12 protein-coding genes are annotated in these 12302 nt (G+C 59.4%); 11 read left to right on the top strand and 1 reads right to left on the bottom strand.

Annotated features, from left to right (window positions below):
- From ileS to ispH, 4 genes are all read left to right on the top strand, one after another.
- The coding region (gene ileS / locus ACIOVB_RS13930; RefSeq protein ID WP_401268503.1) for an isoleucine--tRNA ligase at nt 1-2799 on the top strand (2799 nt) is incomplete at its 5' end.
- Nucleotides 2792-3304 carry a signal peptidase II gene (lspA, locus tag ACIOVB_RS13925; RefSeq protein WP_187679204.1) on the top strand — a complete coding sequence of 171 codons (513 nt, stop codon included), beginning with the start codon at nt 2792-2794 and terminating at the stop codon, nt 3302-3304. The genes ileS and lspA, both read left to right, overlap by 8 nt.
- A 7-nt stretch (nt 3305-3311) precedes the next feature.
- Nucleotides 3312-3749 (top strand): FKBP-type peptidyl-prolyl cis-trans isomerase, encoded by a 438-nt coding sequence (gene fkpB / locus ACIOVB_RS13920; RefSeq protein ID WP_401268514.1) that lies wholly within the window; start codon nt 3312-3314, stop codon nt 3747-3749.
- 140 nt (nt 3750-3889) lie between these two features.
- Nucleotides 3890-4834 (top strand): 4-hydroxy-3-methylbut-2-enyl diphosphate reductase, encoded by a 945-nt coding sequence (ispH, locus tag ACIOVB_RS13915; protein WP_187679205.1) that lies wholly within the window; start codon nt 3890-3892, stop codon nt 4832-4834.
- Here the strand turns inward: ispH and ACIOVB_RS13910 are convergent.
- Nucleotides 4806-5360, bottom strand: coding sequence for a GspH/FimT family pseudopilin (locus tag ACIOVB_RS13910; protein WP_401268501.1), 555 nt, complete (start codon nt 5358-5360; stop codon nt 4806-4808). The two genes, ispH and ACIOVB_RS13910, sit on opposite strands and share 29 nt — an antisense overlap.
- A gap of 129 nt (nt 5361-5489) precedes the next feature.
- On the opposite strand from ACIOVB_RS13910, the gene ACIOVB_RS13905 reads away from it, so the two are divergent.
- From ACIOVB_RS13905 to thiO, 7 genes are read left to right on the top strand one after another with little or no spacing between them, the layout of a single operon-like run.
- Complete coding sequence (locus tag ACIOVB_RS13905; RefSeq protein WP_401268500.1) at nt 5490-5963, top strand: GspH/FimT family pseudopilin; 474 nt, start codon at nt 5490-5492, stop codon at nt 5961-5963.
- Nucleotides 5960-6409: a type IV pilus modification protein PilV gene (gene pilV / locus ACIOVB_RS13900; protein ID WP_401268498.1), complete on the top strand. Its 450-nt coding sequence runs from the start codon at nt 5960-5962 to the stop codon at nt 6407-6409. The genes ACIOVB_RS13905 and pilV overlap by 4 nt, the downstream gene beginning before the upstream one ends.
- Nucleotides 6406-7119, top strand: coding sequence for a PilW family protein (locus tag ACIOVB_RS13895; RefSeq protein ID WP_401268496.1), 714 nt, complete (start codon nt 6406-6408; stop codon nt 7117-7119). Before pilV ends, ACIOVB_RS13895 begins: the two co-directional genes overlap by 4 nt.
- Nucleotides 7120-7130: 11 nt before the next feature.
- Nucleotides 7131-7610: a PilX N-terminal domain-containing pilus assembly protein gene (locus tag ACIOVB_RS13890; protein ID WP_401268494.1), complete on the top strand. Its 480-nt coding sequence runs from the start codon at nt 7131-7133 to the stop codon at nt 7608-7610.
- A complete protein-coding gene (locus tag ACIOVB_RS13885) occupies nt 7597-10686 on the top strand; it encodes a pilus assembly protein (RefSeq protein WP_401268491.1) in 3090 nt (1029 codons plus the stop codon). Before ACIOVB_RS13890 ends, ACIOVB_RS13885 begins: the two co-directional genes overlap by 14 nt.
- A 15-nt stretch (nt 10687-10701) precedes the next feature.
- Entirely contained in the window at nt 10702-11103 is a 402-nt protein-coding gene (locus ACIOVB_RS13880) for a type IV pilin protein (RefSeq protein WP_401268489.1), read from the top strand.
- 57 nt (nt 11104-11160) lie between these two features.
- Complete coding sequence (thiO, locus tag ACIOVB_RS13875) at nt 11161-12261, top strand: glycine oxidase ThiO (protein ID WP_401268487.1); 1101 nt, start codon at nt 11161-11163, stop codon at nt 12259-12261.
- The last annotated feature ends 41 nt before the right edge of the window (nt 12262-12302 follow it).

The following is a 12302-nucleotide window of genomic DNA, read 5'->3' as shown; positions in this document are numbered from 1 at the left end:
GACACCGCCTGCCCACGGCAGGCCGGCCCGCCACCGCGCGCACCGCAGATCCGGCAGCGCGGGGACAGTATTGGCCTGTACGGAAAGTTGCGCGAGATTGGCAAGGATCGTCCGAAGTTCGTTCTGCACGACGGCCCTCCGTATGCCAACGGCACGATCCACATCGGTCACGCACTGAACAAGATTCTCAAGGACATGATCATCCGCTCGAAAACCCTTTCGGGTTTCGATGCGCCGTACATTCCGGGTTGGGACTGCCATGGCCTGCCGATCGAGCACAAGGTTGAAGTGACCCACGGCAAGAACCTGGGCGCAGACAAGACCCGCGAACTGTGCCGTGCCTACGCTACCGAGCAGATCGAAGGGCAGAAGACCGAGTTCATCCGCCTCGGCGTGCTGGGCGACTTCGCCAACCCTTACAAAACCATGGACTTCAAGAACGAGGCCGGTGAAATCCGCGCCCTCGCCGAAATCGTCAAGGGCGGTTTCGTGTTCAAGGGCTTGAAGCCTGTGAACTGGTGCTTCGACTGCGGTTCGGCTCTGGCTGAAGCGGAAGTCGAGTACGAGAACAAGAAGTCCTCGACCATCGACGTAGCGTTCCCGATCGCTGACGAAGCCAAACTGGCTGCCGCGTTCGGTCTGCCGTCCCTGAGCAAGCCTGCCTCGATCGTGATCTGGACCACCACCCCGTGGACTATCCCGGCCAACCAGGCGCTGAACGTTCATCCGGAATTCAACTACGCCCTGGTCGACGTCGGCGACAAGCTGCTGGTGCTGGCTGAAGAGCTGGTCGAAGCCTGCCTCGCGCGTTACAGCCTGGAAGGCTCGGTCATTGCGACCACTACCGGTAAAGAGCTGGAACTGATCAACTTCCGTCACCCGTTCTACGACCGTCTGTCGCCGGTATATCTGGCCGACTACGTCGAGCTGGGCGCTGGCACCGGTGTGGTTCACTCCGCTCCGGCCTACGGCGTGGACGACTTCGTGACCTGCAAGAAGTACGGCATGGTCAACGACGACATCCTGAATCCGGTGCAGAGCAACGGCGTTTATGTGCCGTCGCTGGAATTCTTCGGCGGTCAGTTCATCTGGAAGGCCAACCCGGCCATCGTCGACAAACTGACCGAAGTCGGTGCGCTGCTGCACACCACCGTCATCGAACACAGCTACATGCACTGCTGGCGTCACAAAACTCCGCTGATCTACCGTGCCACCGCGCAGTGGTTCATCGGCATGGATAAAGAGCCAACCAGCGGCGACACCCTGCGTGTGCGCTCGCTCAAAGCCATTGAAGACACCAAGTTCGTCCCGGCCTGGGGCCAGGCGCGCCTGCACTCGATGATCGCCAATCGTCCGGACTGGTGCATCTCCCGTCAGCGCAACTGGGGCGTGCCGATCCCGTTCTTCCTGAACAAGGAAAGCGGCGAGCTGCACCCACGCACCGTCGAACTGATGGAAGAAGTCTCCAAGCGCGTTGAAGTCGAAGGCATCGAAGCCTGGTTCAAGCTCGACGCCGCCGAATTGCTGGGCGATGAAGCGCCGCAATACGACAAGATCAGCGACACCCTCGACGTCTGGTTCGACTCGGGTACCACGCACTGGCACGTCCTGCGCGGTTCGCACCCGATGGGCCACGAGACCGGCCCGCGCGCCGACTTGTACCTGGAAGGTTCCGACCAACACCGTGGATGGTTCCATTCGTCCTTGCTGACTGGTTGCGCCATCGACAACCACGCGCCGTACCGCGAACTGCTGACTCACGGCTTCACCGTCGATGAGTCCGGCCGCAAGATGTCCAAATCGCTGGGCAACGTGATCGCACCGCAGAAAGTCAACGACACCCTGGGCGCCGATATCATGCGTCTGTGGGTCGCTTCGACGGACTACTCCGGCGAGATGGCCGTGTCCGAGCAGATCCTGCAACGCAGTGCGGACGCCTATCGTCGTATCCGTAACACCGCGCGCTTCCTGCTTTCCAACCTGACCGGTTTCAATCCGGCCACCGACCTGCTGCCGGCTGAAGAAATGCTGGCGCTGGATCGCTGGGCGGTGGATCGCACCCTGCTGCTGCAACGCGAGCTGCAAGAGCACTACGGCGAATACCGTTTCTGGAACGTCTACTCGAAGATCCACAACTTCTGCGTGCAGGAGCTGGGTGGTTTCTACCTCGACATCATCAAGGATCGCCAGTACACCACCGGCGCCGACAGCAAGGCGCGCCGCTCGGCGCAAACTGCACTGTTCCACATCTCCGAAGCGCTGGTGCGCTGGATCGCGCCGATCCTGGCGTTCACCGCCGACGAGTTGTGGCAATACCTGCCCGGCGAGCGCAACGAATCGGTGATGCTCAACACTTGGTACGAAGGTCTGACCGAGCTGCCAGAAGGCTTCGAGCTGGGTCGTGAGTACTGGGATCGCATCATGGAAGTGAAGGTTGCGGTCAACAAAGAAATGGAAATCCAGCGCGCGGCCAAAGCCGTCGGTGGCAACCTGCAAGCCGAAGTGACGCTGTTCGCCGAAGAGGCGCTGAGCGCCGATCTGGCTAAATTGAGCAACGAACTGCGCTTTGTCCTGATCACTTCGACCGCAAGCGTTGCGCCTTTCGTGCAGGCTCCGGCCGATGCCGTAGCTACCGAAGTCAGCGGCCTGAAGCTGAAGATCGTCAAGTCTGCCTTCGCGAAATGCGCCCGTTGCTGGCACTGCCGCGAAGACGTCGGCGTGAACCCGGAGCATCCGGAAATCTGCGGTCGTTGCGTCGACAACATCAGCGGCGCTGGCGAGGTTCGTGACTATGCCTAATGCCGTTGGCCGTTTCGGACGGTTGAGCTGGCTCTGGTTGAGTTTGCTGGTTCTGGTCATCGACCAGGCCAGCAAGTTCTACTTCGAAGACAAGCTCGAAATGTTCCAGCAGATCGTGATCATTCCCGATTACTTCAGCTGGACCCTGGCTTACAACACCGGCGCTGCGTTCAGCTTCCTGGCTGACAGCTCTGGCTGGCAGCGCTGGCTGTTCGCTTTGATCGCCATTGTTGTCAGTGCGGTGCTGGTGGTCTGGCTCAAGCGTCTGGGCCGCAACGAAACCTGGCTGGCCGTCGCTCTGGCGCTGGTGCTGGGCGGTGCGCTGGGCAATTTGTATGACCGCATTGCCCTGGGCCATGTGATCGACTTCATTCTGGTGCACTGGCAAAACCGCTGGTACTTCCCGGCGTTCAACTTCGCCGACAGCGCCATCACCGTTGGTGCGGTGATGCTCGCACTGGATATGTTCAAAAGTAAGAAAACCGGAGAAACCGTTCATGACTGAACAGGTATTGGCTGAGCAACGCATCGGCCAGAACACGGAAGTCACCTTGCACTTTGCATTGCGCCTGGAGAACGGCGACACGGTCGACAGCACCTTCGACAAGGCCCCAGCGACGTTCAAGGTCGGCGACGGCAACCTGCTGCCGGGTTTCGAAGCCGCGCTGTTCGGCTTCAAGGCCGGCGACAAGCGCACGCTGACGGTTGAGCCGGAAAACGCTTTCGGCCAGCCGAACCCGCAGAACGTGCAGGTTATCCCGCATTCACAGTTTGCAGACATGGAACTGTCGCCGGGTTTGCTGGTGATCTTCAACGATGCAGCCAATACTGAGCTGCCGGGTGTGGTGAAAGAATTCGACGACGCGCAAGTGACCATCGACTTCAACCACCCGCTGTCTGGCAAGACGCTGACCTTTGACGTCGAGATCATCAACGTCAAAGCGCTGTAAAAAATGTAGGAGTGAGCCTGCTCGCGATGAGTGCCTGACATTCAAGGTTGATGTTGATTGACACTGCGCCATCGCGAGCAGGCTCGCTCCTACAGTTTTGAAATTCTTTGTTTTTTCGCGCGCAAGACACGAGGCACAGCATGCAAATCAAACTCGCCAACCCCCGTGGCTTCTGTGCCGGTGTGGACCGGGCGATCGAAATCGTCAACCGCGCCCTTGAAGTCTTCGGGCCGCCGATCTACGTGCGCCATGAAGTGGTGCACAACAAGTTCGTGGTCGAAGACCTGCGCAGCCGTGGCGCAATCTTCGTCGAAGAACTGGATCAGGTGCCGGACGACGTCATCGTGATCTTCAGTGCCCACGGCGTATCCCAGGCTGTGCGTACCGAAGCCGCTGGCCGTGGCCTGAAAGTCTTTGACGCCACCTGCCCGCTGGTGACCAAAGTGCATATCGAAGTCGCGAAATACAGCCGCGACGGTCGTGAATGCATCCTCATTGGCCATGCCGGTCACCCGGAAGTCGAAGGCACCATGGGGCAGTACGACGCCAGCAATGGCGGCGCCATCTACCTCGTCGAGGACGAGAAAGATGTGGCCGAATTGCAGGTGAACGATCCAGAAAGATTGGCGTTCGTCACCCAGACCACCCTGTCGATGGACGACACCAGTCGTGTTATCGACGCCCTGCGCACACGTTTTCCGGCCATCGGCGGCCCGCGCAAGGACGACATCTGCTACGCCACGCAAAACCGTCAGGATGCGGTCAAGCAACTGGCCGACGAATGCGACGTGGTGCTGGTGGTCGGCAGCCCGAACAGCTCCAACTCCAACCGCTTGCGTGAGCTGGCTGAACGCATGGCCACGCCGGCCTACCTGATCGACGGCGCCGAAGACATGCAAAAGAGCTGGTTCGATGGCGTCGAGCGTATTGGCATCACCGCCGGGGCTTCCGCGCCGGAAGTGCTGGTGCGTGGCGTGATTCAGCAATTGCAGGCCTGGGGCGCTACCGGTGCCGATGAACTCGCCGGCCGCGAAGAGAACATCACGTTCTCGATGCCTAAAGAGTTGCGCGTGCGTTCGATCTGACGCTTTTGACTTTTTGACACAGCGCCTGTTCAGTCTTCTCACTGCCCAGGCGCACTCGACCGGTCGCCGCCAGCACCACTTGACGCTGGCTGACCGGCTCGCGAGTCGAGCAAATATGTAATGTTCCTGCCTGAAACGCCCGCCCGGGCATCAGTGGTTGTCCAAGACTGCTGAACCGCACGTAACGACTGACCAACCAATTGCCGACAATCGGCACCCTCGCGTCACGCGCATTTTCCATCATAAGTGGATTGCTGCTGTCTTCCGGCCCCTTGCCGCTGATATCCAGAATGATCCGCCAGCCCTGACTCCAGTCACCGTTGATGCCGTGAATCACCACGCTCTGATTGCGCGTGATCGCCATTGTGCGGGCGTTGCGAATGCCGTCGAGCAAAGCCTGCGCGGCCTGATCGCGATGATTCGATTCCGTGATAGTGGCAAACGCCGGGCTGACCAGCAGCAGAACAATTGCGCCAATCGCCAGTCCCATAAGCAGTTCTATCAGGCTGAAACCCTGTTGCGACATGAAAACTCCCTCCATGGAGTGTGATGAGCGGCGCGCTCCTGCGCCGGGCAGGGCAAATCAACCGACAGAGTCCGGTTGAATGTTCTAGCGTGTACAAGCAGGTATAGCCGACGGCAACGGAGGGCATCGATGGATCATCGTACAAAAGGTTTCACGCTGATCGAGTTGCTGGTCGCGGTCGCGATATTCGTGATCCTGATCACCCTGGCGGTGCCTGCGTTCACCCGTTCGATACAAGGCAGCAAGGCCGATACCGAAATGGGCGACCTGCAACGGGCCATCAATTTCGCCCGTCTTGAAGCGATTGATCGAGGCGTGACAACGCGGCTGCGACCGACGGCTGGCGGCAGCGTCTGGACCGGCGAACTGTCGGTCTACGACAGTACTGGCAATCCGGCCAATGTGTTGCGGGTTGTTCCGGCGATGAGCAGCGGCGCAACTCTGACGCTAACCTCTGGAGTGACCGCGCTGGATTTCAACAACCTTGGCGGTCTGGCCGCACCCTCGACGGCGGTGGTCATCAGCTACACGCTGGGAACGCAAAGCAGGACGCTTAACGTGTGTTTGAACGGACGAATTCAATTGGGTGGAAGTTGCGGATGAGGCCAGGGAGCAAGGGCGTTCAGCAGGGCATGACGCTGATCGAAGTGTTGGTCGCGTTGCTGATTCTGACGGTCGGGCTGTTGGGTGCGGCGGCGGTGCAAATGAATGCACTGAAGTACACCGACAGTTCACGCATGACCAGTCAGGCCAGTTTCATCGCCTACGACATGATGGACCGCATCCGCGCCAACTCCGGCGCCGACTACACCGTCACGCCACCGACGTCAGGAAACCTCAGTGTTGCCCGGGATCAGGACCTCTACGACTTCACTACCAACATCGTCAACTTCGGCGGGCCGACCGCCACCGGCACGATCGCCCGCAATCAGCGGGTGTACACGATCACAATCAACTGGAATGACTCACGTGCAGCGAATGCCGCCGGCACTGCGCGCAGCTTTGTCCTGACCAGTCGCGCCACGGTAGATCCGGTGGCCACGCCATGAAGCGCCATAACCGCGGTTTCGGCCTTATCGAAATGCTCATCGCCCTGGCGCTCGGGCTGATCGTGGTGCTGGGAGTGGTGCAAACTTTCCTCGCTGCGAAGAATACCTACGTCAGCCAGAACAGTGCTGCCGCCATGCAGGAAGACGCACGCTTTGTGCTGAGCAAAATGATTCAGGAACTGCGCATGGTCGGAATGTTCGGTTGTCTGGGCACGATCACGGATTCAAGCTCCGCCGGTGACTTCAGCGCCGCGCAGATCACGCCGATCAGTTGGGACAACGCCAATCTCAAGTTGACGCTGGTGACCGCTGACGTCGGCAGCGCTGGTGGCACTCCCACCTGGACTGTGGTCTCCGATTGTCGCAACAGCGCGACGGCCTATACCGGGTTACGCAGCGCGGCGAGCGGACAAATCGCCTTCCCGATCCGGCGTCTTGTCTACAGCTTCAGCAACAACCAGATCCTGATGGGCACCGGCAGCGGCACACCGACCCAGCAGGTGCTGGTTAACAACGTCAGTGCCTTCAACGTGACGTTCGGTCTGGCCAGTTCCGCGACTGATGTAGCCGCCTCGACTTACAGCACCAACCCCAGCGATCCGGCGCGTATTCGCAGTGTGCGCCTTAGCCTGACTCTCAACGATCCGAACAGTCGGGTCGCCAATCAAACCTTCAACGTGGTTGCCGCTTTGCGCAACCGCTTGCAGTGAGGGCCTGGGTGATGAGGATTTCTCTCCATCAACGTCAGACCCAGCGCGGCATGGTGTTGCTGGTCAGTCTGGTGTTTCTGTTGTTGCTCACAGTGATTGGCCTGTCGTCGATGCAGAGTGCCAACCTGCAGGAGAAAATGGCCGGCAGTGTGAGCCTGCGCAACCAGTCGTTCCAGACCGCCGAAGCGGCGTTGCGTGTGGGCGAGAGCGCGGTGCAACTGGACAGCTACTCGTTGGCCGTATGCAGCGGCACGACGCAATGTGCGCCGCCTGCGGAGTCATCGGTGGTCAGTGCGGCAGGGCTCAATTCGACGTCCGGTGTAACCTGGATCGCCGCCGGGAGCGGGTTCTATGGCGTGCAGAACATCGGCACAACGCTGACCGCCGTGAATGTGCCGAGCAACACCTCGGCGACGCTGTATCGAGTGACCGCTGTCGGGATCGTCGGCACTTCGCGTAGCGTGGTGGAGAGTGTCTATGCGAAGTATTGAACGCTACAAATCGCTGCTGATCGGTATGTTGCTGAGTTTCTATCTGACGGCGCCTGCCTATGCATTTACGCCGTCCGATTCGCCGCTGCTGAGCGCTGCGGCAGTGGCGCCGAACGTCATGCTGCTGATCGATGACTCGGGGAGTATGAACAGCATCATTTATGCAGCGGGATTCGATCCCACCGAAGACCGAACGCCGGCCCGGGAGTGCAATGCATTCCTCGGGTTGTGCTCGGCCCTGAATGCGCCAGCGATTACCGGCGATACCGTGTTTTTATCGAGCCTTCCAACCTCCGGATGCTCCGGTGGGGCGTATGCGTTCTACAACAACAGCCTGGCGCCGCTGTGTCTGAAACTGCCGGACCCGGTGGGCAACGGCAACACGCGTTATTCAGGGGATTACATTGCCTACGTGGTCAGTCTTGCGATCAACAACGGCACCCGCGACTTCACCAATGGGGCGATTCCCAACGATTACCGCATCAACGTTGCGCGCAACGTCTCCACGGCACTGGTCACAAGCAACAGGACGTTGCGCATCGGTCTGTCGACATTCAACCCGGCCACCAACAACAACTCGGGCAATGGCGGTTACATCGCCCGCACCATCACCGACATGTCACCGGTTTCCGGCAGCGTGACCCAGGGCCAGGCTGATACCAACTACAACGCGCTTATTTCAGCCATTAACAATCTGAGTGCCGTGGCCAACACGCCATTGGCGGAAACCTATTACGAAATCACCCGCTACATGCGCGGCATGGCGCCGTATTACAACAACACGCCGAATACTTACACCAGCCCGATCCAATACCGTTGTCAGAAGAATTATGGCGTGGTGATTACCGACGGTTTGCCCACCTTTGACCGTACCTTCCCGAGCAACGACCCGCTGGGCGGCAGCCGCTTGCCGAACTGGGACGGGGTCAACAATGACGGCAATAACCTCAATGGCGACAGCGAGGGCAACACGCTGTATCTGGACGATATCGCCAAGTTCGCTTTCGATATCGACATGCGTTCGACCGGCAATGATGCGGCGGGCAAGAGCTGGAACGCGGTGGATTTCCCCAAACAGAACATGAACACCTACACCGTGGGTTTCGCTGCTGACAACGACATGCTCTCGGACGCGGCGAGTTACGGGCAGGGCAAGTACTATCAGGCAACCGACAGCACCGGCCTGAACGCGGCATTGTCGTCGGCACTGAGTGACATCACTTCCAAGTCGGGCTCAGGTGGCGCCGGCGTCACCAGCGGAACCACGCTGACCAGTAGCAGCAGTTTTTACCAGACCACTTACGACCCCAAGGATTGGCGCGGCACCATCAAGTCTTTTGGCTTTACATCGGCTGGAGCGGTGAATACGTCGACGGCACAGTGGACCACGGACACGACTATTGTGCCGGGCGCAACTGTGCCGACTTATCAATCGTGGAACACCGCCAGCAACGCTGCCGTGACGCTTGCTTATGGTAATTTTTCCGCCACGCAGCAGACGACGCTCAGTCAGGGGTTGCCCACCGGTATCACGGGTATCGATCTGGTCGAGTGGAGCAAAGGCACCAACAAGGCCGGACTCAAGGTGCGCAACGTGTTGTTGGGCGACATCATCAACTCGCCGCTGGTACTCGCGTCACCTACGGATAAAACCGCCTCCGATCTGTCTGGCGACACCACCTATACCTCCTACTTGAACACCAAAGCGTCGAATATGAACACCAGCCTGGTGGTGAATGCCAACGACGGTTTCGTCAATGTCATCAATTCGGCCAACGGCACTCGGCGTTACGCCTATATGCCGTCCAGCGTCTTGCCCTCGCTTCGCCTGATTGCCGACCCGACTTACATCAACGGCGTCAGTCACAAGTTTCTGGTCGACGGCCAGGTCGGGGTGTTTGACGCCCAACTCAACAGCGCCTGGAAGACTCTTGCCATCGGTGGCACCGGTGCCGGTGGCAAGACGTTCTACGCGCTGCAACTGTTCGACGCGTCGGCCGGTAATGTTTTACGCGCACTTTGGGAAGTCAGTGCGCCAATGACCGCGAACACCGCCAACGTTTTTAATGATCTGGGTTATGCCTACGCGCGGCCGGAAGTGGCACGCTTGGCCGATGGTCGATGGGCGGCGTTCATTTCCAACGGCTACGGCAGCAACTCCGGCGTGGCAGCGTTGTACGTGCTGGATGTGCGCGATGGCTCGCTGATCAAGAAAATCGTGATCGACAGTTCGGAAACCACCAACGGTCTGTCGTCGGTGAAGCTCAAGGTCAATTCGCAAAATGTGGTGCAGGCTGCTTACGGCGGTGACTTGAAAGGGCGGTTGTGGAAGTTTGATCTGAGTGCCACGTCGACGGACAGCTGGGGCGTGGCGTTTTCCGGCAAACCGCTGTTCACCACGGCGGGCGGCGCGACTCAGCCGATCACCGCGCAGCCACTGCTGGCGGACAATTCGCTGGGCGGCAAACAGATCTTCGTCGGCACCGGTAAATTCAACGAAACAGCCGACAAGACCAACAAGGATTTGCAGGCGTTCTATTCGGTGTGGGATGCCGATGGCGGCTCGGGACAGCTCACCGTCAGCAGTTTGCAGCCACAGGCGATAACCGGTTCATTCTCCGGCAGCTCCGGGCAATTCCTGACCACAACGCAGAATGACACGACCTATCCGGGGGAGAAGGGCTGGTACCTGCCGCTTGTGTATAACAACGTGCTGACCGGCGAGCGAGTCATCAATCAAGCGAATATCGTGCTTGGCCGTATCGTCTTCACCACCGCGAGTGTCGACACCACAGACCCCTGTGCGAGTCTCGGTACGGGCAAACTGGTCGAACTCGATGCGTTCAGCGGTAAGATGCTCAACTACGCCGTGATCGACACCAATTCCGACGGCCTGGTTGACAGCAATGACACGATCTCCAGCGGTGTGATATTCACTGGCGGCAATCCGACGGTGAACTTCATCTCCAGTGACGGGAAGCGCAAGGGAGTGACCGACTCCAGTGGCAACATCACGATCGTTGTAGAAAAGGGCGGCGGCGGCAGCCGTCGTATCATGTGGCGACAAATACAGTAAGTGAGAGTTTGAGGCATGCGCAGATCCAACCGAGGCTTCACCCTGATCGAAATCATGATCGTGATTGCGATCATCGGGATCATGCTCACCATTGGCATTCCAAGCTATACCGAATACGTGAAGAAGGGTCGGCGCGCCGAAGTTGTATCGCTACTGTCGGAGCAGGCGCAGAGCCTCGAACGTTTCTACACCAGAAACAATCTCTACACCGGCATCACTGGTCTGAGTGCGGGCAACGATTTCTACACCATCACGCCGACGATCACTGACCAAACCTTCCTGCTGACTGCCACACGCAAGTCGGGCACGGCCATGGCCACCGACAAGTGCGGGGATTTCACCTTGACCAATACCGGCGTCAGAAGCATGAGCAATGCGACTACCGGGCTGACCACCAAGGATTGCTGGGGCCGCTGAGGCGCTTCTTTCGGGCGCCATTTTGCGCCCACTGTCTTTTTTACGGTTGGATCAAACATGACCATGCAACAGCAAGTGGTGATTGTCGGTGGCGGGGTGATTGGCCTGCTGACCGCCTACAATCTCGCCTCCGAAGTGGGCAGCGTAGTGCTGCTGGATCGCTCGAACGTCGGCCAGGAATCGTCCTGGGCGGGCGGCGGCATCGTTTCTCCGCTGTATCCGTGGCGCTACAGCCCGGCGGTCACAGCGCTGGCGCATTGGTCACAGGATTTTTATCCACAGCTCGGCGAGCGATTGTTTGCTGATACCGGTGTAGATCCCGAGGTTCACACCACAGGCCTGTACTGGTTGGATCTGGACGACGAAGCCGAAGCGCTGGCCTGGGCTGAGCGGGAGAACCGGCCCCTGCGGGCAGTGGATATCTCGGCGGCCCATGACGCGGTGCCGGTACTTGGCGGTGGCTTCTCGCGGGCTATCTACATGGCTGATGTGGCCAACGTAAGAAACCCGCGTCTGGTGAAGTCGCTGAAAGCGGCATTGCAGGCGCTGCCGAACGTGATCATTCACGAGCAGTGCGAGGTCAGCGGGTTTGTTCGTGAGGGTGAGCGGGTTGTTGGTGTGCAAACCGCCACTGGCGTGATCAAGGGCGATCAGGTGGTGCTGACGGCAGGTGCATGGAGCGGTGATTTGCTCAAGACGCTTAACCTGACGCTGCCGGTGGAGCCAGTCAAAGGCCAGATGATCCTCTACAAATGCGCGGCTGACTTCTTGCCGAGCATGGTGTTGGCCAAGGGCCGTTATGCGATTCCGCGTCGCGACGGGCATATCCTGATCGGCAGCACGCTGGAACATGAGGGCTACGACAAGACGCCGACCGATGTTGCGCTGGAAAGCCTGAAAGCCTCGGCGGTGGAGTTGTTGCCAGCGCTGGCGGAGGCCGAAGTGGTCGGGCATTGGGCCGGGTTACGTCCGGGTTCGCCTGAGGGGGTTCCTTATATTGGCCGAGTGCCGGGGTTTGATGGCTTGTGGCTCAACTGTGGGCATTACCGAAATGGGTTGGTGCTGGCGCCGGCGTCATGTCAGTTGTTTGCCGATGTGATGCTGGGGCGCACGCCGATTATTGATCCGGCGCCGTATGCGCCAGAAGGCCGCATCTAGTCAGATACCTTCTGGTGTCTGTTAGGCCGCCATCGCGGGCA

Origin of the sequence: Pseudomonas sp. NPDC087639 (assembly GCF_044743385.1) — a bacterium.
GTDB lineage: Bacteria > Pseudomonadota > Gammaproteobacteria > Pseudomonadales > Pseudomonadaceae > Aquipseudomonas.
Note: the sequence above shows the minus strand (reverse complement) of the source record. Positions and strands in the feature narration are given on the sequence as shown.